Origin of the sequence: Acidipila rosea (genome assembly GCF_004339725.1) — a bacterium.
Taxonomy (GTDB): Bacteria; Acidobacteriota; Terriglobia; order Terriglobales; family Acidobacteriaceae; genus Acidipila; species Acidipila rosea.
In genome coordinates, this window is the sequence record NZ_SMGK01000001.1 from 571112 (window position 1) to 597094 (window position 25983).

Here is a 25983-nt window from a genome sequence, read left to right on the forward strand (position 1 = left end):
TATGGCAGCAGGCGCGACATCCCGTCCACAGTTACTACTCCAGTCGCGATATGCGTCACGTGGCCTTGGAGTAGTGATGCCTGCGCCAAGGGCTCTGTATTTCATATATTTCCCTCTGCTGCTCCTCTATACAGCGCTCGCAGCATGGGTTTTGCCAACAGACCGCATGCTCATTATCGCCTCTCTCACAGGAGGGCTTATAGGGGCATACACACTCTGGGATTTACTTGTAAATACGGCACCTTTTCGAGTGACCAACTTCCTGGGAATGATGCTGTTAGTTGGTTATGGCCTCGGAGCCGTCAATAGCTGGTTTACCATTGATCGCGCCGGAATCACTCTAGGCGAGTTCTTCAATCGTGATCCTGCGGCACTTACCAGGGCAATGGCAGTAATTCTTACTTCTTCCGCAGTACTCTACTGTGTAGGCGAGGTGTTCGAAAAACCTGTCCTGGGTGAAGATTTTCGGATTGTTATAGATGGAAGAAGCTATTTCCTGATTGTCGCAGGTACGGCGTGGATCATCCTCGCCTATATAACAGGCCGTTTAACCTTCGGCGGTGTAGCTTCAGATGTAAGTCAACGGTACGATCCTATCTCCGCACTACTGTTCTGGATCATTACTCCGCTCTTCGCATATACGATGTGTGTCGCCTTTAACTCCGGGAGCCGAATCCAGAAGGTCGTAACCCTGGTCTGCATGTTGATCCAATTTGCAGCATTGATTCCTCTTGGTCGTCGCTTTTTGACGTTTTCAGTTCTCACGGGGATTTTTGCGTTGAGGATGGGCCGACGAAAAGTAAGGTTGAATTTCGCTGGGAAAGTGATTGTCGTTGCCATATTCATCGGAATTTTTAGTTTTACAAGCATCCTCTTCTACTATCTGAGGTCGGTGAACGGTTCTAACGCGCAGGTCTCATTTGTAGAGCGAGTACAACTCGCGATGGAGCTAAAAGAAAGCCGTAACAGCAGCGAAGTTCTGTCGGTATTGCAATACAATGTGGAGCGCAGGACCTTCATCCTTGGTTATCTTTCAGATTTGCTGGATGCGACCGGGAAGCAGCATCCGGCGATGGGCCATGACTTCATGTTGCAGATCAAAAGAGTCATCCCCTCAACTATCTGGAGTGGAAAGGACGAGGTGATAGGCGTCCTCGAGGAATCCCTGGCAAATTACTACTTGGGATTTTCCTATATTGATGAAGCTAATTCTATTTTGACTGCAGGTGCGCTGGATTTCGGTGTCATCGGTGCATTGCTCTATCCCTTACTGCTTTGCCTCGTGCTCAGGAGCTATCTGGAGATCGTAGGGAATGCTGTCCCACGGTTGGTGGCGCCGATTTTGGTCTTGGCAATCGTCGGATTGCTGTTCGAAGTAGAAAATGAGCTGTCGATTTACTTCCTTAACATGCGGGATGGCCTGGCATTCGCCGTGCTGTTGTCAGTTTATGCATCGATTCCTCGATTTAGAGTGAGGCGGGCATGAAATTAATATCTCTTCCAGCCTGGGCCAAGAGAAGCGGGCTAGTGCTCGGAGCGATCCTATTTGCGGTAGTTCATGCCTCTTATGCTCAGAATCCGGTGACTTCGCTATCGGATCCCCTCATAGATGAGACAACCTTGGGTTCCGCTCCAGCGCCTAGCGCGGAAATCACACCTGGAGCATCTGATCTAACGCAGCCCACCCGGCATCTTGCGCCGATCGATCCTCTCAACTCGAGCCTTGACGCTACCACGCAGAGCCCTTACATAAATGTGGATGCATTGAGCAGCACAGCGAGCGCTGTCGCACCGTATATACAGAATGCATTGATGTCTTCCTTCGGCAATGTAAATATGCCTCCTCGCTTGAACCGTATGGGTGTGAATCCATCGCTCTTTGATCAGAAGAAGGAGTTGAAGGGGGTTTCGTCGGATGCCTCATCAAGCGAGGATATGGACTTGAATTCGAATGGGATCGGAACGGAATCTGTCCGGAGTGGATGGAGCGTGGGGAGTGTTCCTGTCTCTCAGTTGGCGCAGGATAGCCTTAACCCATCTGTGACAGGGCCTTCCTCGCAGGTTTTATTATCGTCTGGCGATGAAGAAATTGTTAATCCGGGCGACGTCGCAGTCTATTCATCGCAGGTTTATCCACAACCGGATCCGGGCGTCCCTGCCCGCTTGAATGTCTTCACCTTCAACGACTCGAGCCCTAATTCCTTGCTTTGGTCATTAGCATCTGGGTATGCCGCGTCTCCATTTCGCGATCTGGCATCCTCTAATTTCTTGAATCCTTCCATATATGTCGCCGATAAATGGCCCGGGCTATATGCGTCGTCGCCCTCCCGAAATGCCGCAGGTAAAGCAGATAGGCGATCGTCTACTGCTGAAACCAGGCTCAGGCTTGATTTGACGGAGTCGGTTGAGCGACCCGTCAGACGTCGGAGGGGGGGATATACCTCACTCAAACCTCAGTTTCACAACCCGATCCTCAGACAGATGGAGACGAATAACGCTAGCCAGTACTAATCTGGAATTCTCCTCTTCAATGATTAGCATCTATACTGTCATCCGTTCAGGAAACCTGTCATCTTCTGAAATTTAAGGAGATGGGCACGTTGCACTGCAGCGGAAGAATAGATAGGAGTCGACCTGCCCATGATGGAATTCCATATTTTAAGAGAGGCTCGTGACCGTTACGAGCTTAAAGACATTCTTTTCTCATTCAGTGGCAACGCGATATTTGCTAACCTTGCGGGCAGTCGACAGCTCGCGCATCAGATGAATCTGGTGCGCGGCGCCGATCAGGATCCCACTCGGGTAGTGCACCCTGGATCCCTGTATGCGATGGGTCTCATTGATGAGGCGACTCACGCGATGTTCGCGTATTACCGTCAGAATATCGATCCTGATGTCATCACAGACGCTTTGGATTGGTTCGGGCGCATCGCTGGCGACCAGTCATTGAACGAGCTGTTACTAAATTTTGTGAAAGCTTTTCCCTCGTCTGATGTCTTTCGCGGAGAAATTGAGCCGGAGGAGTGGCTCTTGGGGGAGACCGATGGCATTACGCATGGTGCCGCGGCCATGGAAGAACTTCTGCTCCTATGGCTGGCAAATCAGAATACTGCGTTTGCACCATTCAAGGAGCTGTTTGATGACGAACCTCTTGCGGCCATGCCTGTATATGAGCAGATAACGCAGGGTTTTGACGACTATTTTGCCACTAAACCAACGATAGGACAGAGCAAGCAATCTCTGCTTGCTACCCTGCGTGCACCGGCGCTTGCATCGCCTCAGTCACTCAGTGGGCAGTTGGAATACATAAAGCAGAATTGGCCTGCGGAGCTGGGAGACATGTTGCGCTCTATTTTGCTTGCCTCAGACATTTTGCGCGAAGAAGAGGTAGCCATCTGGATGCGCTTTAATCCTCCTACGGAGGAGACAAAGCAACGGCGCCGCAAGATAGCCGAAGCAGGACTCAACGATCCCCACTCAGAGGTGCCGCAGTTCACAACCTCGCAACATGAATATGAGAGATTCAGCCCCGATCAGGAATGGATGCCGAATACCGTCATGATTGCGAAGAGTACCTATGTGTGGCTCGCGCAACTATCTCGTCAATATGGACGAAGCATTACCACTCTTAACGACATTCCTGATGAAGAGCTTGACACTCTGGCCAGCCGTGGCATGAACGCTCTGTGGCTCATCGGGGTGTGGGAACGGAGCCATGCTTCTAAAACTATCAAGCGGCTTTGCGGGAATCAAGATGCTGTAGCATCCGCCTATTCCCTTTATGACTACTCAATCGCAGCCGATATTGGAGGCGATGAAGCGTATAGGAATCTCCGCGAACGAGCTTCTATTCGTAACATTCGTCTGGCAAGCGATATGGTCCCAAACCATATGGGCATCGATTCAAGTTGGGTCATCAATCATCCTGACTGGTTTCTTTCCCGCCGCGACTGCCCTTATCCTGCATACCAGTTCAACGGCCCCGACCTATCCAGTGATGGACGGGTCGAAATCAAGATTGAAGATCACTATTATGAGCAATCGGATGCAGCGGTAGTATTTCGTCGTCGCGATAAGTGGACTGATGACACTCTTTATATCTATCACGGCAATGATGGGACAAGTTTTCCCTGGAACGACACAGCGCAGCTTAATTATCTGAGCGCTACGGTTCGTGAGCAGGTCATTCAGACTATTCTGCATGTGGCGAGGATGTTTCCGATCATCCGCTTCGATGCCGCCATGACCCTGGCCAAACGTCATATTCAGAGGTTATGGTTTCCTGCGCCTGGAAGCGGCGGTGCAATTCCATCGCGCGCTGAGCACTCGATGACGACAGCGGAGTTTGATGCGGCGATACCACAGGAGTTCTGGCGTGAAGTCGTGGACCGCGTGGCCCACGAGGTTCCCGGGACACTACTGCTGGCTGAGGCTTTCTGGCTGATGGAGGGCTACTTTGTGCGCACTCTCGGCATGCATCGTGTTTATAACAGCGCTTTTATGAACATGATGCGCGATGAGGAAAACGCCAAATACCGCTCCGTGCTCAAGAATACTTTGGAGTTTGATCCGGGGATTATGAAGCGCTATGTCAACTTCATGAGCAATCCGGATGAGCGCACGGCTATCGACCAGTTTGGTACAGGTGATAAGTTCTTCGGTGTTTCCACGATGATGGCAACGCTGCCGGGCTTGCCTATGTTTGGTCATGGGCAGGTCGAGGGCTTCACTGAAAAGTATGGTATGGAGTATCAGCGGCCCCGTATGCAGGAAGATGCAACTCAATGGCTCGTGGATCGCCATCAACGCGAAATCGCCCCGTTGCTACACAATCGCGCATTGTTCGCCGAGAGCGATAACTTTCTCATGTACGATTTCTGGCGTCCTGACGGAACGGTGGACGAGAATGTTTTTGCATATTCAAATCGACGAGGCAATGATCGCGCACTTGTGATCTATCACAACCGTTTTGCCTCGACCAGTGGCACCATTCATCACTCTGCTGCATATCAGGATAAAGTCGCGGGGATCCTCCGGCAACGTAGCCTGGCAGAGGGGCTCGGATTCTCGGCCGACGAAGAACTCTTCGTAGCCTTTCGTGATAGCTCTACTGGCCTTGAGTACCTGCGTCATTCGGGTGAACTCATTGATCAGGGACTAAGGTTTGATCTCCACGCCTATGAGTATCACGCATTTCTTGCTTGGCGGGAACTGCGATCCGACAGTAGCGCTCCTTGGGGGAAGCTGCATCAACATCTAGGCGGGGCAGGGGTAAACAGTCTGGACGATGCGCTTGCCAATCTGGAACTGGCGCCTGTCCATGATGTACTTCATAGCCTGCTTGATCCCGCTCTCATGTCGCAATGGGCTGAGGATGCAAAGAAGGTCAATCTTACATCCCAAGAACCCGCTCCAAAAGGTACTGCTCAAAAGATCGCTGCTCTGAGCGCAGCCTTTGGGGCGAAAGGGATGGAGATGTTGGATAGCGAGCCCGCGACCCTTGCCGCGGTGCACGCAGATCTTTCCAATCAGATTGCGCGGATGCTGGACCTTACTCACAACATCGGACAACTGGCTGACGGCACTGAATGGCCAACCGAGGCGCAAAAAGTGCTGCCGGTTATCAATCCTCACAATTCCAATCTGGCCTCATGGGCTTGCGCCGCGGCATTCATTGCCATCTCTGCTCTTGAGGCCGAGCTCCAGAGTCGTGCATCGGAAACGACGCCCATCGAGGCATTCGAAAGGCTGAGGCTACGTCATGCGCTTGCCAAATCATTTGATGTTTTAGGCCTTCATGGAGAGGATAGCTGGCGTGCGGCTGCTCGTGTTCGCCTTCTGGTCGTCGCGGCTCAAGCAACCGCAGGCGGGGATCTCTATCTAGGAATTCCCGTAAACCTGTGGAGAGAGCCAGATCTTAAATGGCTTCTAGGTATGCATGAATTTGAAGGACTGCAGTACTTCAATCGCGAACTTCATGAACAGATACTTTGGTGGCTTCAGCTACCAATCCTAACTAGCACTTCTCGTAACTCGAAGTCGAAGAGCAGTAATCTTAAAATGGTTACCAACTTAGTTAGTAAAGGTATTGCTGAAGCAGTAGAAGCTAAGTTCTGCTATGTCGAGCCGAAGTCCAAACGGGACAGAGAGACGCTGGATAAGTCTGCTGGGAATTCAGTTGATATAAAAATCAAGTGATGTAGACTTTGGAGGATTGCGTGCGTCTTCTGCACATAGAAGTAGCGCATGCAGATTGATCAAGAGGTATAGAAGAGTGCCGCCTCAGAGTAAAGCTGAGCTCAAATTATGGATGGAGCAAGATCTCCGGGGCTATATAGCAAATGGTTCATTCCCGAGCCAATCGGGGTGTTGGAAGTGGTGGCACCGCTTTCAATACCCCCTCGTCTATTGGCAACGCCTGTTGCGAAAGACAGAATATGCTGCGAATGTGCACACTTCCTTGGCCTGGATGCCGTGGGTGCTTTTTTTGCGCTGGCGCTTCATGCGACGTAGCTTGGAATTAAATCTCGAGATACCCCTCAATGTATTTGGTCCAGGGCTGACGATCTCACACTATGGCACGATTGTTGTCAATTCAAAGGCGCGAGTCGGCCAGAATTGCCTCATCCATCCGGGAACCTGCATCGGGGAATTAAAGGACCGGAATCCTGTCATAGGGGATGACGTCTATATTGGCAATGGCGCAATAATCATCGGTGACGTTCAAGTTGGTGATGGCGCGAAAATTGGTCCACACGCGCTCGTCAGGAAACATGTCGCGTCCGGATCTATCGTTGTAGCAGAAGAGAGCAGGGAGCTCATTAATAATTCAAGAGTTGATCTGTGTGTCGATTTCCGTCAAGAGCAATGAGTCAGGAGGGACGCGAATTATTGCCGGTCGAAGCAGAATTCATTTAATAGACGACACGGATTTTCGATAACTTGGCTTAGTATGCTCTGCAATTGGTCCAGTATTGTCGTGATTGTAGTGGGCAGATAGAGCTGCGAATCATATTCGCAGGAAAGTCTCCAACCGCTAGCTCTCCTAACCATAAAGAAATTGAGATCATAGATGGCACCAGGGGACTTCGATGGAAGAGGTGTCATGGTGATCCCGTCAAACTCTCTTGGTTGGACAAAATCCCTCTGATAGATGAAGTTAATGCTGTATCCAGTATGCCGGCTGCGATCGAACTTGCTGTGGAGGGAAGCTATGACATTTGCGTAGGGAACTTCTGCATGTTGCAGCGCACCTTCAAAAGTGTGGCTAACTGCTGTCAGTAGTTGCGTGAAAGTCATACGAGGGGACAATTCTGTTCGCAGAATAGCGGTGTTTACAAAAACACCGATGATACGTTCGAACTCGGTCCTATTTCTGCCTGCGAATTGTGTACCAATGCAAATATCCTGCTGGCCGTTATAGCGAGCGATCAACAGCTTAAGCGCCGACAGGATTGCCACATAAAGTGTCGTCTGGTTATCGAGCGCTATTTTGCTTATTGATGTGATCAGTTGTTCTGGCAGCAATGTCGATAGTATGTAGCCATTGTTTGCTTTGACTGTAGAGCGAGGCAGATCAGGAGTAATCTCACACAATGGTAGTTCTGCAAGCTGTTGGCGCCAATAGTTGATCGATCCCGCTGTTTCAGATTCGACATAGTCTCGATGCCAGATCGCGTAATCCGCAAACTGTAGCGGAAGTTCATGGAGTGACTCAGTATTCTGATAGCAGGTTGTAATCTCATCACTCAATATACCGATTGACCATCCATCGGCAATGATGTGATGTACGGTTATGAGTAAAGTGTGACGTGCCTCTTCCAACTTCAAGAGCCTTGCGCGGATAAGCGGACCTACTGCAAGATCAAAACGTTGTTCACCTTCTGCGATTGTCAGTTCTTCTTCGATCACATCGCGATGCTGCTCCGGCAGGGAAGAGATGTCATCCACCGGCAGGGGAATGATCGCACTATCGTGAACCGCCTGAACGGGCTCGCCATTGTTTAAATCGAACGTGGTGCGCAAAGATTCGTGACGGTTAACGACAACGTTGATGGCAGCTTCAAGGCGATGAGGATCAAGGTTACCCTTGAGCTCAAATCTGACTGCGATGTTCCACGCCGGGTTGCCGCGCTCAAGTCTGTCGAGATACCAGAAGGCCTGCTGGGTATGAGTAGCAGGAAAGCGAAACGAAACTTCGCCGAACTCAGAGCTCTGGAGTTCTGTCTCTATGTTTTTCACAATCTTCAGTTCCTCGCCAGATGCACTCGATACTGTTCACGATTGATACGCTTTAGCTCTCCAGCTTTAGACATATCTGATGATAGGGGAGTCTGCTGCGTGACCTCCGCTGCAATCGCTGCAACAGCGCGGAGCTTTAATATCTGCTGTGGGGTGATATTCATTTCTTGCGATCGTGCGCGCGCAACGATCTGGAAAAGATGGATAGAATCCGCCCCCAGGTCGAAGAGGCTTTGATCGACGCTGACTTGTTTAATGTTGAGCACCTCGGCTGCAATGCGAGAAAGCTTTTCTTCAGCCGGGGTACGAGGTGCCACGTGGACGTGTTGCCCTGCGGCGGAGTTTATCTGGGGGGCAGGCAACCGCTTACGGTCTACCTTGCCATTAGGTGTCTGCGGCAATTCAGGTAGAAAAGCGAAGTGTGAAGGTACCATGTAGTCAGGCAAGGTGCGGCTGACCCAGAGACGCATGTCAGTAGCAGCCAGCTGCTCGCCTGCTGTCAACACGACATAGGCAGCTAGTCTCTTGTCCCCTGGAATATCTTCCCGCGCTATAACCACCGCTTGTTGCACCCTGGGATGCTGTAGGAGAGAGCTCTCTATTTCGCCAAGCTCAATACGGAAGCCGCGAACTTTAACTTGGTGATCAAGTCTTCCCAGGAATTCCAGGCGTCCGTCAGTCCGGTAGCGAACCAGATCGCCAGTGCGATAAAGACGTTGTTCTTCATCATGGAAGCTGTGCTTCACGAAACGCTCTTTTGTAAGATCGGGGCGCTTGAAGTATCCGCGCGCCACGCCGTCACCGCCAATATAGAGTTCTCCAGGAACGCCTATCGGCTGCAACTGCCCCGCGGCACTCAGTACATAGAGTTGCGTGTTGGCTATAGGAGTTCCGAGTGTTATTGCGGAGTCAGTTTTATCGATATGAGCCACGGCAGACCAGATGGTTGTCTCCGTAGGGCCATACATATTCCATAGTTCCACGCCTCGACTGATGAGCTGTGTGGCAAGATCATGTGGCAACGCTTCGCCGCCGCAGAGGGCTTTGATTCCCTTTGTGCCATTCCACCCACTCTCGATCATCATCCGCCAGGTTGCAGGCGTGGCCTGCATGATTGTAATAGCCGATTTCTCGAGAGCACGAATTATCAGACGTGCGTCAGCGGCCATCTCTCGGCTGGAGATGATGACTTCTGCTCCCGTGATCAGCGGTAGATACAGCTCCAAGCCTGAAATGTCGAACGAAATACTGGTGACGGCGAGCAGTCGGTCCTGTGATGTCATCCCCGGAGTTTTCTGCATCGAGAGAAGGAAATTAACAAGGTTCTGATGCGTAACCTCAACACCCTTCGGCTTGCCGGTCGATCCAGAGGTAAACATTACATAAGCATTGCGCTCAGCATCGCTCCTTACGTGGTTCCCCTCGGCAGGCTGTCGCTCGATCGTAGTCCACTCACTGTCAATCAAAACCAGTTGAGTCTCAGCGTCGCTCATTGTGTCAGCGAAGCGTTGCTGTGTGATAAGGACAGGAACCGATGTCTCTTTCACAATGTAATCTAATCGCTCCTTCGGATAAGTGGGATCGAGCGGAACATAGGCTGCCCCTGACTTCCAGATTCCGAGTAGCGCAACAGGCAAATCCAGGGAACGGTCCATCTGGAGGCCGACTAGGTCTCCTGGGTGAATTCCTAATTCCGTGAGATAGCTTGCAAGTTGATTGGCGCGGCGATCGAGTTGAGCATAGGTAAGATAAGTATTATCGAATCGGACCGCTACGGCATCAGGAGTGCGCTCCACTTGATGTTCAAAGAGTTCATGAACATTGCAGCCGCGCGGGTAGTCGGATGCCGTCGTGTTCCACTCATGGACTAGTCGGTGTTCTTCCTCGACGGGGAGTATGGGTAACTCGTCTACCAAGCAGGTTGAATCCTGTGCAATTCCTTGCAGAAGGGTTTCGTAGCAACCCAGCCAGCGGATAACTGTCTCCCGATCAAAAAGGTCCGTATTGAAGTCGCAATCCAGAACCAATCCATTTGGCGTCTCGACAATATTGAGGAAGAGGTCAAAGTTCACAGCTGCTTTTGGATTAGAGTCAACCTTGGCTTGTAGCTCCCCGAAATTGAGATTACTGCCTACTTTTTCCAGATTGAACTGTACTTCGATAAGCGGCAGTCGACTGACATCCTTATGCAGCTTCAGTTTGCGAATCAGCGTCCCGTAGGTGTAGTTCTGGTGCTCATATGCGTTGAGTAGAGTCTTCTTTGTCTGGGTGAGCAGTGATGCCGCCGTGAGGTCATCAGCAAGTTGCGTGCGAATGGGGAGAAAGTTTACGTCGTGACCCACCATCATGCTGTTTTCCAGCAGTGATTGCCCCGCGGTGGGTATGCCGATCACTATGTCGCTTTGCGCTGAAAGCCGGTGCAGCAGAGAAGCAAAGCCTGAGAGCAGTGTCACAAAGAGTGTGCAACCCTGTTTCGCGCCTGCATTGCGAATTAACTTAGTCACCGCAGCGTCCATCATCATCCGGCATGTATCACCGGGATAGGCCTTAACTGCGGGTCGAGGACGATCCGTAGGAAGATCAAGGACTGGAACGTCGGGGAACTGGGCTGCCCAGTATTCGGAATTGGCGGCATCTTCCTGTTCTTTGGACTTCGTGAGAGCATATGCTCCGAATGAGGCCTGCGGATCAAGAACCCTGCCAGTGTAAAGGCTGCTCAGCTCTTCGAGCATCACATTGATGCTCCATCCATCGCACACGATGTGATGTCCTGTAAAAATCAACGCATGCTGCAGTGTATCTGTCTTAAAGATGCGTACGCGCAAAAGTGGAGCGTGCGCAAGGTTGAATGGCGTGCGTGCTTCAAGCGCGATCGCAGCCTTCAGTTGTTGATCGCGAAGGGCTGGCTCTAGGCTCGAAATGTCTTCGTAGGGTAGAGCCAGAGTAACCTTTTGCGAAAAAATCATCTTCTCGCCGGAGTTAGAAATGCTGGCTCGCAGAGCATCATGGCGTTCGATCAGTTTTTGCAGGGCCAGTTCCATCCGTGCGCGATCGAATTCGCCATCAAGATAGAGCGTAAACGACTCATTAAAAGCGCAGGACGCTTCGTCGCTCAACTGTGCAGAGAGCCAGATTTCTCGTTGCGATTCCGTAAGCGGAGCCTCTGCAATAAAGGGAGTGGCATCATTCTGTAACTTTCGCGTAGGTATGCGGGGTCCGTCTACTGGCGGCGCAGGTAGTAGATCGCTTGCTTGCATCTCTGCAATGGTCTCAGCAAAGGCCGCTACAATGCGGTCAAGATCGGCGTCTGTGTGCGCTGTAGTCAAAAAGCAGGGGAAGCCCTCAAGCAGATGAATACCTTTTGCGCGCAAGAGGTAATAAAAGAGACTTCCAAAGCGCGCATCAGGGGAGAAGCTGAAGTAGAAGACACTTGCAAAGTTCTCAATGTGTGCCGGCACCTCATTGCTCTCAAGTAGCTGCTTCAGCCTATTTACAAGCGAGGCAGTACGAGCGGTCAGTCCTTCCTGGAGCTGCGGACCTTCAGCCTTCAGATATTGCAACATTGCTTTTGTGGCGGCCATCGTCAATGGATGGCGAACAAATGTTCCGGCGAAGAAAGTTACTCCGATCTCAGGGTAAGAATTGTCGCCGTACTGCCACATGCCGCCGTCCAGAGCGTCCATATACTGCGACTTGCCTGCGAGTACGCCAATGGGCATTCCTCCGGCGAGCACCTTGCCATAGGTTGCCAGGTCTGCGCGAATATTGAAGAGGGCCTGACAACCGCCCGGATGGGCACGGAAGCCAGTTACAACTTCGTCAAATACGAAGCATGTTCCGGACGCTTCTGTGATGGCTCTGAGTTCGCGAAGAAAATCTATTGGCTGAAGATCAGGGTGACGACTCTGTACGGGCTCGACTATCACTGCTGCTAGCTCGGATGCATTCTTCCTGATCCAGTCGAGTGAATCCTGTGCCCCATATTCGAGCACAACTATGTTTGCGGCTTTTTCGCGAGGGATTCCAGGCGCTGCGGGCACAGACTGTGGCTCGCCCCCCCTTTTGAAGCCCTTCATAAGTACTTCATCAAACATGCCGTGATAATCGCCTGCGAAGATAACTACCTTGCTGCGACCAGTGACTGTACGGGACACACGCATGGCAGCGATCACGGCCTCAGAGCCTGTGTTACAGAATGTCACGCGCTCATTGCCGGTCATCTCGGAGATCATCTGCGCAACCTCGCCAGCGAGGAGCGTCTGTGGCCCGATCTCAAATCCTTGCTCTAGCTGCTGCTCAAGTGCTTTAACGATGAAATCGGGACGATGCCCAAGCATAATAGGTCCGAATCCGTTGAGCACATCAATGTACTGATTTCCGTCCGCATCCCAAAGGTAGGCACCCTGTGAGCGATTTGTGATGAGTGGGTAGATCATCTCCTTCCATGGTGCGCGGAAGCCGGCAACGACGCGTGGATCTGCGTGCACTTTCCGGTAGTGCTGGGTCAACTCCTTCGATTTTGCCGTTCGTTTGCAGTAGAGGCCTACGATCTTTCTGATCCCGTCCTCCTGCTTCGGGCTGAGATCACTTTGCAGGTTTCTCTGTACCGGCTTGAAAGGCGTATATCCTTTGAGTTCCTTGTCGCTCTTGTCCGTAGTGGCGGGCGAGTTAGTCGATGGCTGTACCGCGATCTGTGAAGCTGGCGCGGGCGCCTGAATGGGTCCAGTACTCGTGGTTCCTTGCAGGGCTGCCAGTTGTTGCGCAAACATCTGATTCATTGCAGCCATCTGCTGCAACATCATCTGCTGCAGGAGTTCGGCGGGCGCTCCTGGTGTGGTGCTGGCAGGGGCCACCTGCGTCATAGGAGCGGAAACCATCGCTGCAATTGGCTGCTGTGGCTGAACAGATTCCTGAGGCGCAGGAACATTCGCTGCGAGAAAGTCACCAAGAGCATCGATGGTAGGTATATCGCTGAGCAATTGGCGGAAGGTGACTTTCACGCCAAATTTCTTCTGCAGCGACTGCGTGGCTTGTGTGAGGAAGAGAGAGTCGAGGCCGAGATCCAGGAAGGTCGCGCCGTAATCCTGCGGAGCAATGGTGAGACCGGACATCTCCTCAATTAGAGCACCCACCTCGGCGCAAAGTTTATGCTTGTGGTTGGCTTGGGCAGATGAATTAGGCAGGTTCACTTGGTTCGGCTCCTGTGCAGGTGTTGGCTCGACGGATGTTGTTACGGTAGCGCTGTCTGTCTGAGGATGGGGTGGGGTAGAAGACCGAGGCTCAGATTTTTCGATCCAGAAGCTCTTTCGCTCGAAGGGATAGGTGGGCAGCGTGACACGACGGCGATTTTCCGAAGTGTGATACGCGTCCCAATTGATATCGGCGCCAGCCAGCCAGAGTTGGCCCAGAGCGCTATGGATCACTGCATCTTCCTTTTCGTCCGTGTTGCTGGCCGCCAGGGAAGAGACAACGACCTGGGAGGATGTCTTGGAGGCATGCTGTCTCGCAAGAGTAGACAACACATTTCCGGGCCCAACTTCAAGCAAGATGGAATTCGCCATCTCGCGGAGTTTCGAGATGCCCGCAGAGAACTGTACTGGTTGTCTGAAGTGTCGCGCCCAGTATTGCGGATCTGTTGCCAGCTCAGGGGTTATCCAATCGCCCGTTACGCTTGAAATGTAGGGCAGCTTGGGCGCATGGAGTGTGATTTTGCTCACTTCAGCAAGAAAAGGCTCGAGGATTGGCTCCATCATCGATGAATGGAAGGCGTGCGACGTATGCAGGCGACGATGGGCAATATTGTCACGATTGAGAGCTGATTCCAGTTGTCCTATCGCTTCAAAAGACCCGGCGGCCACAGACAGCAAAGGCCCGTTGATGGCAGCAAGAGAAGCCTCGCCCAGATAAGGAACAAGGGCATGATGGTCCAGACGCACGCTCAGCATCGCGCCAGCTGGCAGAGACTGCATCATTCGGCCCCGTGCAGCTACAAGATGGAGAGCGTCCTCCAGTGAGAAAACTCCCGCCAGACAGGCTGCAACGAATTCTCCGATACTATGCCCGATCATGTAGCGAGGAAGAACACCCCAAGACATCCAGAGCTGGGCCAGGGCGTACTCAATCGTGAATATAGCTGGCTGGGCGAGCAGGGTCTGAGTGATTTTGCAATCTGCTTCATCCACCTCATGCTTGGGATAAAGAGCTTCTATCAAACTTTGACCGAGAGAACTCTTCAAATGCGCATCGCAGCGGTCGACAGCATCTCTGAAGATTGGCTCCGACTCATAGATCGCACGGCCCATGTTGGGCCGCTGAGAGCCTTGACCAGGAAACAGAAATGCAACCTTGGGCGTGCTGGTGCGAACTTCGTGGGAAGTCTTGCGTCTATCACCGGCAAGCACGGTTGCGGCCTCTGCAGCAGACTCCGCTATGGCATACCTCCGGTGGGGGAATGCTTTACGACCGGCTGATAGGGTGAACGCTACGTCGGCCAGATTCATCTCAGGGTGGGCAGCTAAGTGAGCTGAGAGATTGTCTGACATAATGTCGAGCGCCTTTGACGAGCGTGCTGAAAGAATCAGCAGTTGCTTCGCACGCGAGGAACTAATCGCCCGAATTGCTGGCGGCTCCTCGATGATGACATGTACATTTGTGCCTCCAACTCCGAATGCACTGATGCCTGCTCGGCGTGGATGCTGCTCTGCTTTCCACTCGGCGACTTCCGTGTTGACGTAAAACGGGCTGCTTCCAAAGTCGAACTTTGATGTAGGCTTTTCAAAGTGGAGGGTTGGGGGCAACTGGCCCTCACGCACGATATGTGTGGCGTGGATCAACCCAGTCACTCCGGCTGCCACGTCAAGGTGTCCGACGTTTGTTTTAGCCGTTCCGATTGCACAAAAGTGCTTCTTGTCTGTGCGAAGTCGAAAGGCGCGCGTTGCGGCGGATAGCTCAATTGGATCACCCAACGGCGTGCCGGTGCCATGCGCTTCAAGGTAGCCGATAGTTTCAGGGTTAATGCCGGCGGAGCGATGAGCCCTCGCAATCACATCAGCCTGCCCGTCAATGCCCGGTGCCGTGTAGCCAATCCTCGCCGCTCCATCATTATTGACAGCAAAGCCGCGAATGACAGAGTGAATCGTATCGCCCTCAGCAAGCGCATCCTTGAGTCGCTTCAGCAGAACGATTCCTATACCGCTACCGAATACCGTTCCGCGCGCCTGCTGGTCAAAGGAGCGGGTATGCCCGTCAGCCGAACCGATGCCTCCCTCTGTGTAAAGGTATCCACGCTTTTGCGGCAGGGTGATGGATACCCCACCCGCAAGTGCCATATCGCTTTGTCCCGAGAGTAGACTTTCACACGCCTGGCAGACCGCCAGAAGGGATGTTGAACAGGCAGAAACCATGGTGAAGCTTGGGCCTCGCAGATTGAGCTTATAGCTCACGCGGGTCGCCATGAAGTCAGGCAGGTTTCCCATCATCGCCGGATAGTTGCCTATCTGATATTGACTGGTAAAGCTCTCCGGAAAATCCGGGGCGGAACAGACACGGGAAAGGAAATAACTGCTGTAGCTGGTCCCCGCAAAAACGCCTATGCTCTTTCGATAATTGAACGGATTGTAGCCTGCCGACTCCAAGCCTTCCCAGCAGCACTCCAGGAAAAGCCTTTGCTGCGGGTCCATTAGTTCAGCCTCTTTCGGGAGGATGCCGAAAAACTCGGCGTCGAAGAGGTCGATATCCTTCAGGATTGATCGTGCGCGTACATAATTTGACTGAGCAGCGATTTCTTCGCGATTCTCAATCTCGAGCTCTTCTACTGAGAAACGAGAGATAGACTCCAGGCCGCGAAGCTGATTATTCCAGAACTCAGTGACGTTGCTTGCGCCAGGAATGCGTGCGCTCATCCCTATGATTGCGATTGGTTCGATTGGGTCGCTCACGTCTTGCTTTGTTTCGTTCATTTTTTTTAACCCGGCAGGTGAAGCAGATATCATAGGAAACTTAGGTAACCAGCAATTAACTGCGAGTTACTTTCCTCACTCGTATTTCTTTTGCGATTAAGTGTGCAAGCAGGCTGCCAAACAGCATTTATTGGGGGAATGTATTTAGACAGCGTTATTGGGAGTGCCTGTTTTGCAGAGACTATGGGCAGATAGACGTGGCTGGAGTGTTGGGTATCGTATTGTTTACTAAAGTGTAGCGACTCTTCTAGGTGTGCAAAGCTTTGCATATGCAAGATGCACGTTTGTCATGTGATCCCCCTCACTGCTCCTATAGCGGACCTCGGAGGCGTAAATCTCCGTTGGCATAGCAATTGCTTGCATTATGGGTTGAGATTATGTCGATCATTGCCCATAGCGCCGATGACACCGCAGCGGTTGCGCACCAGTTTCCTGCTTCGATTTCGCAACGGCGGATTGTCGCTTCCACGGCTCACGCCCACACACTCCTTCTGAGATGTGACGGGCAGCTGGATTGTTCCCTGCTGGAGCGCAGCTGTCGCTCAATTATTGAGCGAAACGAGATATTGCGAACTGTGATCGAGGAAGCTGAAGCTGGGCTGGTACAGCTTGTACTCTCCGCTGATCCCCGTGCAGTTGCGGTAGTTGATCTTTCCGGGCTGAAGGAGCAGGTCCGGAGACGCAGCGCAGATGCAGTTATAGCTCGCTTTTTGAGTGATTCCGTTTCCGGCCTGCTGTTCAAGGTCCTGATAGTTCGTGAATCTGCAGACAGGCATCTGTGTGCAATCTGGGCTCATCCGTTGATCGCCGACGAATTTACCCTCGCAAGATTTTTAGAGGAGTTGAATGAAGTTTATTGCTCCGGCGCGGCGGGCAACAGAATAGAAGCTCCAGATGTTGAACTTCAATTTGCCGATTTCAGTATCTGGCAGTCTGCTGCTTACCCTGACGCGTCAGAAGTCGAGGGACTCGAGGATCTGGCGAGGAAATTTTCAGACTGCACCGTAGTTTCACTCAATGAGGAAGAGGGTATCGCCTCAGTAGGATCAACCCTATCTCCCCGGCTAGTGGAGCGCTTGCATAAGGCGACAACGAGGGACAAGGCCGAGGGCTGGATGTTTTTTCAGGCGGCACTCGCTGCGGTGCAGTGTGAGCTGACCAATCGGGAGCAGCTGCTCCTTGGAGTGGTTGATAACGGCAGGCAGGACCCCTCACTCAATCGCGTTCTGGGGCCCATATCTACGACTCGGTTGTTGTGTTGGAAGTCTGGTACTGACCAGACTTTCTCCACTGCTTTGCTGCGTCTACGGGAAGAGTGGGATGCTGCACAAGCACGGCAGAAAATGCCGTATGAGAGCTTGCGAAAGAAGCTCTTGAGATCTGATGTCGCTGCTCAGCAAACCTTTGTTGATATCGTCTATGTTCACGAACCCGCGCTTAGGCGGCAATTATTTATGTTGGCGCGGCAGTCGGATATTGATCAAAACTGCCCACCGCATCCTGATGCTCGAATTACTTTGCGCGTTCGGGAATTGGATTCGTCCATCGAGTTGAGCCTTGCCTCCAGCAATGTTCGCGAGCAAGAGCTCCAGAACATACTTGATTCCATGTTATCTACATTGGAGACGAGTCTACCTGCAATCAGTGACGAGGTTGATCCGCAAAGCAAAGATCCGTTCGCAATTCCTCCATCGCCGGCCAGCCATCGTCAACCAGATATCCAGATGGACGAAATAATTCAGAAGCTCATTCCGCTTTGGTCCAGCATATTTGCTGTACCTTCCGTTAGGGATGATGACGATTTCTTCGATCTAGGTGGCCACTCCCTCCTGGCAGTTCGCCTGGCTACACGCGTCGAGGAGACTTTTCATGTAGAAATTCCGCTCCACTGGATACTGGAATATTCAACGATTGCACAGTTTGCGAAGCAGCTTGGATTGTTATTAAAAAGCCAGGTTGAGCAGTCTGCACATACCCTGGTGCCGCTGCAGGTTGGGGGTTCTCTGCCGCCGCTCTACTGGGTTCCCGGCGGTCGTGCAGTAAGCGTGATGGCTCTTCGTGAAGTGTCACTCCTGATGGGTTCTAGTCGATCGGTGTATGGAATTGAATCCAAGTTGCCGCAGCCTGGCGAGTCGTTCTTGTCAGTGGAGGAGCGGGCCCGCCTATATGTAGATCTTATCCGCAAGCATCAACCTGAAGGGCCCTATCTGTTGGCCGGATTCTGTATGGGGGGGATGGTTGCTTTGGAAATTGCGCAGCAGTTGACTGGGGCCGGTCATAGGGTCGAATTTCTTGGGATGGTTCAGGCTAGCGTACCGGGCTTTCCTGATACACCGCGGAAGCGGCGGAAGATGTATAGCCAACGTCGCAACTACATGATGCGGACAACCGCCGAGTTCATATGGACAAGATTGTTTGGCCCCAAGCTCGGTTATTCTCGTGAGCGCAGACAGGATGTACTCGATCGCATAGCCAATCTGATGATGGGTTGGGTCAGCACTTCATCGCAATTGCCAGAAGAGACCCAGAGCGAGAATAACAATATTATGAGAGCGTACCGACCATCAAGATATCCAGGGAAAGTACATATATATCTGGCCAAAGATTGCTATGAGACGGTTGGAATGTCTCCTGAGCTCGATCCGCGGCAAAGGTGGAGCGCGTTGGCTGATGGTGGTAGTGCTACCTTCGTCGTTCCTGGTAATCACAGCACAATACTAGTGCAGCCGCACGCTCGCAATCTTGCAGAGGCGATTGCCAGCAATCTACCTGTTTAGTGTTTTAATCGAATTTGAAGACTGAAACCTTCGCTTCACCACTTGTTGCAAGTGTGCCGGCAACTCCGGGGCACAGATCGAGTTGACGCAGTTGCCAGGCATGGTGGAACCGCGCACCATCTCGTGCTCTGATCAGGCAGGGAGGTGCATCTGGAAGCACCTGTACATCAAAAGAATCTAACGGTATGTGTAGGCCTACTCCTTCGGCTTTGAGGATGGCTTCCTTCGAGGTCCAACAGCGATAGAAGCCATTCAGCCAAGCCTCGCCATTGAGAAGTTGCAGGCTATGCAGTTCTTCCGCAGAAAAATGCATTTTAGCAACTTCGTTTTCTATGGGGCGAATACGCTCAATGTCAATGCCTAACGGCCTTTTAGATTGGATAGCGATGGCACACAAACCCTCAGTATGACTAAGGTTGAAGTGTATGTCCGTTGCAGGGTTGGCGAGGCGAGGTTTACCAAATACATCTGAGCCGAACTTGAGCTGTTCCGCCGGATAATCACAGTAGCGGCTAAGAATGCGTCGCATATTCGCGTGCGCCAGTATGTAATGTGCTCTGTGGTTTAGGAAATGAAAGCGTTGTGCACGATCACATTCTTCACGGCTAAGGAGCCCCAGATGAGATGCCTCGTCAGGCAAGGATGCTTGGAGATCCCAGTAGTGAACATGAACAGTCTTGTCTGTTAAGTGTTCGATCTGGTTCATTGCTCACATGCAAGCCATTCAATTTGCAGTCTCTTGGTTCCATCTGACCAGAAGATATGAGACTTGGACAAAAAGCTACACATAATTACTTCGATTGTAAGGCCGCTAGATGAGAAGTGGCGCTTCTATTGCACCAGTTGATTTTGGAGAATGCAGGCCATTCATCACGAATTCAGGACTGAAAAGATTGTGAAAAAGACAAATGATAAATGATGGCAAGCGGAGCCTTTGGGCGGACGCGATTTCAATTCTGCTTTTAATTCTTCTCGCATGGTTTGTGGCGCGACCGAGTTTGCATCGGCTGGATGTGGATGGCCTTGACTCAGCGCACCACTTGATGGATGGATATTTTTTCTATGACTTGTTTCATGACAGGCCCACTACACATCTGGAACAGTACGTTTTCAACTATTACAAACAATATCCAGCCCTCGGATTTGTTTTTTGGCCACCGCTCTTCCCGTTTATCCTTGGGATTTTCTGTCTTGGCGGGGGGGCTCATGTTTTGACCGCCAGGGTCTGCTTGCTGTTTTTTGGTGCACTGTTTGGATCTTGCTTCTATCTCACTCTACGAAGATATTTCTCGCCTCCTCTGGCTCTTGCCGCCGCATGTTCTGCACTGGCCGTTCCCGGTATTTCATGGTCACTTAACCAGGTAATGCTTGAGTTGCCGACGCTGGCAATGATCTGCGTTGCGATTCTTGCTTATCAGGAGTTCGTGGATAAGCTTGCAACTCCATCGTCGGCGGTGAGGGCGGCGCTGTGCGGCGCTGCATTCGCGGCTGTCGTCTACACGAAGCAACCAGGCTATTTTATTTATGGTGCATTTCTTTTCGACTTTTTGCTGCTGCATCGCAGATATCTACGCAAGCCGGAAACGTGGATGCTCGTAGCATCGACGGCTCTCTTCTGTATTCCTCTGCTTCTGTTCACGCTTAAATTTGGACACGCTGACCTCGCTCAGTCAGTAGGTAGCAACACTCAGTTGATTCTGGGTAGCCAATGGCACGGTATTCCGCGATGGTCTCTTGCTGCTTGGACCTACTACCCACGACTTGCGCCCTCGTCTCTGAATCTGGTTGTCGTAGGTCTCTCACTTTGTGCATTGCTGCTCGGGATTGCCAAGAGGAGATTTTTAGTTGCGAATGCACTCTGGTTTGGATGGTTTTTGCTCGCCTATGTGACGTTTAGCTATTATGACAACCGACTTCCGCGACATTCAACTTTTTGGTGGCCTGCCTGGGTAGCCCTTGCGGCAGCTGCCTTGCAGTTCTTTAGCTCGCGGCTTCCAAAGAGTGCGGCAGCTGCTTTGCCGCTGCTTCTTTTGTTGCCTCTACCCTACGATCTGGCCAAAACCTATCACCGCAACTACACCGACTTTCTCGATGAGCGTCCACCTGTAAATCAAATGTTTTCAGGTGGAAGTCCGGGGAATGTGTTGCTCTTTGGAAAAGATAAGCAAGTCTTCATATCCCTCATCAGGGAAGATGACATTGAGCGAAGGGTGCATGTAATTCGTGGCGATGACCTCATTGCTGGTGGCAAAACGATCGATGACCTCTGCCGTAGCTACAGAATTGGGACCGTGATGATAGAGGTGCCTGCGAATACCCCTCTGAGCTCTGCATTGGACTCACTTCGGTCGAACTCACAATTTGTGCCCGAGCGGATGAGTGTTATCACGCGAGCACATCAACCGTATCAAATAGTCGTCTATCGATATACGGGTCCTATTGCAGCTCAGTTGGCAGATGTTCCTCTCTCTAGCCGCCTCATGTAGCTTAAACCGGAAGAGCCAGAAGAGGCCTCTCATCCAGGGCCTCTTCTAATTTTCGGTAAACAATTTCCCTTCTAGTGAAATCTGTCAAGATGGCCCCAGTCACAATTTTATTGGGCGAAAGATGTTCATCTGTGCCCATTCTTGTGTATATTCAGGTCAAGAAAAACAACTACAGTTTTCAGATGTGCCTTGGTTAAACAAGTTTGATTAGGAACTGTCCAGCGGTAGCTGCACCTCAGCTCACCTCCCGCGGATCTGGTCTTTTTTGAAACTATATTTAACCAAAACCGGGCTTACGGCCCCGTCCGGTTTACGTGTGCGCGTGTGCCTGGAGCACATGTGCAGGCGGATCAATAGAGGCGCAGGATTGTCACGCTTGTGGCGCGTCCGAATTGTGTGCGAAGCGCAGGCATGAGCATGACTATGTGTTTGTGCTCCGTGTGATGCGCAGCGCAAAGCCTGGATGAATTTCCAGGCAAACTGTCAGAAAAGGATTTCGAGAATGACCTCCCCCCGAACCATCTCTCTTTGTAAGAATGCCGGCTCAAATTGCCGACACGCCAATAATGTAATTAAGCGTACGTTAGCCAGTTTAGGTGTCGTACTCGTGCTTGGCACATTGTTTCTGCTCTCGTCCAGCCGAGCTGAAGCTTCGGTTACGGTTACTTCACTTTCCCCAACAGTCGGAAATGTAAATGGAACTACGGTGGTTAAGTTCACAGGTAGTGGTTTTACTCCCCAGATGAATGTCTGGTTTGGAGCGCAGCAGGGAAGAATCGTACGGTTTGTCAGTCCTAACGAAGCCTATGTGATTGCGCCAGCACATCCGCAGGCGGCAGTACAGGTAGGTATCATTGAGAATCAGTTTAACTACTTTCGAATGGGCTACGTTTTCCAATATGTGAACCAGGCTCCTGCTACAAAACCTCCAGTAACATCCCCAGTCGCCACGCCATCCCCAGTCGTACACACTACCTTGACAGGTATCAGTCCTAATTCCGCTTCCGCAAATACGGGGGTGAATGTGCTTCTGACGGGATCAAACTTTGTGGCTGGTTCGAGAGTTCGCATCGCCGGTAGCTATGCCGGCAACGTCCAAGTTGTTTCCAGTACGCAGATCAGGGCTGCCCTGCCAGGTATGGCTGCTGGAAGCTATACGGTGGAAGTTGTGAATCCTGACAACTCTGTGGCGTCACTGAACAATGCTATGCGGTATGTCTCTGCTGTAACGATCGTTACCACTGCCATACCCGGCGCCACGGTTGGCAAGGTATACAGTACTGCTCTGTCGGCGACGGGGGGGACCGCTCCATACTCATGGTCGCTTGCAGGCGGTGCTCTATTGCCGGGACTCACATTGAACGGACAAGGCAGCTTGGCTGGTTCGGTTGCAAAGGCAGGGTCCGGCTCATTTGTAGCGAGAGTACGTGACAGCAAGGGAGCAATTGCTCAGCGCAGTTTTGCTATTACTGCTACGACGGCATCTACTGATCCGTCACCCGCTGCATCTGGTAAGGGCCTGACTAGTTGCCAGGCTATTAATAGTAGTGGCGAATACTATCTCGAAAATGATGTCACTTGTACATCCCAGGGTTTCGCTATCAATGCCAATAATGTCTCTCTCAATCTCAATGGGCATACGATTACCTATGGAAACTCGAGCACTATAGCGCCTGCAATAAGCATTTGCGATAATTGGTATAACCAGCTTCCGCAAAATGCATGTGGTTCTGGACAACATGCTGCGCCGCAGATATTCAACGGAAAGATTGTGCAATCCAAGCAGGCCCATCCGTTCACCCATGCAATCTGGGTAGGACAGGCAAACGGAATAACTGGTGGTTCAATCCACGATCTTACGGTGACAATTCAGCAAACTGGAACACAGTTCTTCCACGGAGATTTTCCAGGAATTGGCTGGAAGATTCAGAACAACACAATCAACGACAATGTAACTAATATCCAGCAGCCCGGCCAAAGCCCGTTGGGTGCACGGTCCCAATTCCAGGGGGTAGTGATCCATATGGATGACGGAGCAGGTGCCGGTTCAGGTGACACCATTTCTGGCAATACCTTTAATGGTAGCCCGCAAGGCGCCATCATGGATTCCAACCAGAATACACAGATCTATGACAACGTGATCACGCTGAGCAGCTACTATTCCAACGACTATGGCATCACAGTGCTGACGGATGGACTTAATGTATACAACAATGTAGTGAAGGGCCGCGGACGGGGCATCGACGCGGAATCCTCGCAGTTTACTCTGCAGGGAAACAATATCGATGTTCACGAAGAAGCAAACAATAGCGAGTATGGCGGATGTGAGTTAGATGGCACGGACGGTATTCGCATCAAAAACTATGTATATGAAACTCCGTCTACAGGCTGGCATGTAACGAATAATACCGTACGGGCGGAGGCAACATATTGTATGGCTCACGGCCTTCGGTTTACCGATCTGGCCAGCCAGGTTCAGGGTACGATCAGCGGCAATAACTTCACTTTGGTCGCGGGAAAGCAGCCTGACTATGGGATTAGCTTTAGTGGGATAGACAACCCCCAGATCGACTTCATTAACAACACCTTTAACGCTTCGAACTGCGCGCAGATTGACGATGACGGCTCAACGGATGGAGCAGATGTCACTATCCAGACAGGTCAACATTGGAGCTGTTCGCAAAAGATGGTGGTGGATGCTGATATGTCGGCTGCAGGAGGTGTCTATACGCCAAACTATCCCGAGTTCTTGAATATTGAGGACAATACGTCAAATCACAATATAAGTTGTGGGGCCTATTCAGTGGCTACCATGAAGATTGGCTCCTACACGACACACTGTGGTAACTAGAAGTAGATGATTACGAATATGAGCGTGGCTTCGGCCACGCTCATTTATTTGATTCATTGTTAGAATGCTGAATTCGCGGATCCGGGTATGCACGAAAATACGTCTCTGGGAATGGGCTCGTTTGGTTCAGCAGTGGTTCAGTTGTCCCACGCAGGGTGTGGGAGAAGAAGGCTAACGTATAGCGATTGATAATGCTATGAACTAGTTTAGGATTAAGCGTTCCAGAATCGGTAAGCTTATGGAAGGGCGAATAGAGAGACCGGTCGGCAAAGTTCATGTGTTTCGTGTCTTGAATCCCCAGCAGATAACCTCCGGAGTCATGAAACGATCGCATCAAATTATTCAGATCATTGATGTCAAGGCGGTTTCCCTCGTAAGTGGACAGCCTTTCTTTTTCTACGTCGCTCTGGATAAAGGGCCATCCGCTGTCATACATCATCATCAGAGGTTTGTTGAGTGGTTCTCTGTATATCTTCCCGAACATCCATCCATCAATATTTAGGGCAGCTCGAATTCTAGGATCTCGGAAGCAAGCCTCTATCGCCACGGATCCGCCGAATGAATGGCCAAATGCCCCTGTATGATTCGTGTCAAGAAGCCCATACCATATGTTTCCAGGTGAGCTTGACCACGCCGCCAGTTGATTTAAGACGGCAATGTCGTCTTTAGCTTCTGTAATGGTCTCCTGTTCCCCGAAGGCGATTTGCTTTTCAAGTGGTCCGCTGAAGTCGTCTATCTCTCGCGGCTCTGACCTTCGCACGATCTTTCCATCGGGAAAGGCAACAGGGGTCGAATTGTGAGTGTGGTCAATGGCGACCACGACAAATCCATGGCTTGCGAGATCTTCCATTTGAAAGGTGTTTTGGGTTCGCTGTCCTTCCCAAGCCGGATTGAAGAGAATCACTGGATAGGGATGGCTCTCCCTTAATATTGGGGCATTCAGTAGAGAGTGTGTCTTCAACACTGCGTCGTAAGAGGAAAGCAAGGTTGTCTCACGCAATCTTCTGTAAGGTGCTCGGACGCCTCTATTGACTGCCGAGGGATACCAGATTTGGATCATCAGTTCACGTTTGCCCGATGGAAAACTATCATCCGCGCGGGCCTCATCGACCATATGGACGATATGAGTTCCAACGAATAAGGGCCCGGTAGGTGGGGGAAGTTCGAAAAATGGAAGAACGATAAGGGCAGCTGTAGAAAACCCAAGAGGTATTAGCAGCAGGGCCGCGATACTGCGAATCCTGCTGGAACTCCATTTCCGGGCTGTAATCAGCATTATTCCAAGAAGAATCACAGCTAGGTATGCGGCTGATATTTGCCAATAGAGACGGAGCCGCCAGAAATGAACTACGAGTACGGCGATACTGAGGGCAGATAGAGTCCTCGTCAAGCGATTTCGGGTATTCCCGTAATAGAGCAGAGAAATAACAACGGCAAGTCCTGCCGCAAGTAATAGCACTTCTTCTGGACGCATGCGTAATCCTCAGAAAATACAAAGCTTAAATTATCGTCCTCGATATGCAAATCTATGCACATGGGGGTGCTGGGCTACGTATTTCTCTTTCTTCTAAAGGACGCATTGGAGTGGCAGCCTGAATGCAAATTTCTACGATCAGAGAGTGCCTGCGTCGGTTCTGGCAAATACGCGATGCACGAACAGCACCATATAT

10 protein-coding genes are annotated in these 25983 nt (G+C 51.3%); 6 read left to right on the plus strand and 4 right to left on the minus strand.

What is annotated here, in order from left to right; all coding sequences use genetic code 11:
* The first annotated feature begins 1 nt into the window (after nt 1).
* The 3 genes from C7378_RS02455 (at nt 2) to C7378_RS02465 (ending at nt 6871) form a co-directional block, all read left to right on the plus strand.
* Entirely contained in the window at nt 2-1486 is a 1485-nt protein-coding gene (locus C7378_RS02455) for a hypothetical protein (RefSeq protein ID WP_131991335.1), read from the plus strand.
* 1154 nt (nt 1487-2640) lie between these two features.
* Nucleotides 2641-6198 (plus strand): alpha-amylase family glycosyl hydrolase, encoded by a 3558-nt coding sequence (locus tag C7378_RS02460; protein ID WP_243648010.1) that lies wholly within the window; start codon nt 2641-2643, stop codon nt 6196-6198.
* Nucleotides 6199-6310: 112 nt separating this feature from the next.
* Nucleotides 6311-6871: an LbetaH domain-containing protein gene (locus C7378_RS02465; protein ID WP_131991337.1), complete on the plus strand. Its 561-nt coding sequence runs from the start codon at nt 6311-6313 to the stop codon at nt 6869-6871.
* 17 nt (nt 6872-6888) lie between these two features.
* On the opposite strand, the gene C7378_RS02470 is transcribed toward C7378_RS02465, so the two are convergent.
* Together C7378_RS02470 and C7378_RS02475 are read right to left on the minus strand one after the other, a co-directional pair.
* Entirely contained in the window at nt 6889-8241 is a 1353-nt protein-coding gene (locus tag C7378_RS02470; protein ID WP_165876603.1) for a condensation domain-containing protein, read from the minus strand.
* 5 nt (nt 8242-8246) lie between these two features.
* A complete protein-coding gene (locus C7378_RS02475; RefSeq protein ID WP_424221069.1) occupies nt 8247-16232 on the minus strand; it encodes an amino acid adenylation domain-containing protein in 7986 nt (2661 codons plus the stop codon).
* A gap of 344 nt (nt 16233-16576) precedes the next feature.
* On the opposite strand from C7378_RS02475, the gene C7378_RS02480 reads away from it, so the two are divergent.
* Nucleotides 16577-18976, plus strand: a complete 2400-nt coding sequence (locus C7378_RS02480; RefSeq protein WP_131991343.1) for a thioesterase domain-containing protein — start codon at nt 16577-16579, stop codon at nt 18974-18976.
* A 4-nt stretch (nt 18977-18980) separates the two neighbouring features.
* Here the strand turns inward: C7378_RS02480 and C7378_RS02485 are convergent, their stop codons facing one another.
* Nucleotides 18981-19682 carry a 4'-phosphopantetheinyl transferase family protein gene (locus C7378_RS02485; protein ID WP_131991345.1) on the minus strand — a complete coding sequence of 234 codons (702 nt, stop codon included), beginning with the start codon at nt 19680-19682 and terminating at the stop codon, nt 18981-18983.
* A 202-nt stretch (nt 19683-19884) separates the two neighbouring features.
* On the opposite strand from C7378_RS02485, the gene C7378_RS02490 reads away from it, so the two are divergent.
* Together C7378_RS02490 and C7378_RS02495 are read left to right on the plus strand one after the other, a co-directional pair.
* Nucleotides 19885-21462: a glycosyltransferase family 39 protein gene (locus tag C7378_RS02490; RefSeq protein WP_131991347.1), complete on the plus strand. Its 1578-nt coding sequence runs from the start codon at nt 19885-19887 to the stop codon at nt 21460-21462.
* 502 nt (nt 21463-21964) lie between these two features.
* Nucleotides 21965-24313: an IPT/TIG domain-containing protein gene (locus C7378_RS02495; protein ID WP_207901304.1), complete on the plus strand. Its 2349-nt coding sequence runs from the start codon at nt 21965-21967 to the stop codon at nt 24311-24313.
* A 40-nt stretch (nt 24314-24353) separates the two neighbouring features.
* Here the strand turns inward: C7378_RS02495 and C7378_RS02500 are convergent, their stop codons facing one another.
* Nucleotides 24354-25787: an alpha/beta hydrolase family protein gene (locus C7378_RS02500; RefSeq protein ID WP_131991352.1), complete on the minus strand. Its 1434-nt coding sequence runs from the start codon at nt 25785-25787 to the stop codon at nt 24354-24356.
* Nucleotides 25788-25983 lie beyond the last annotated feature (196 nt).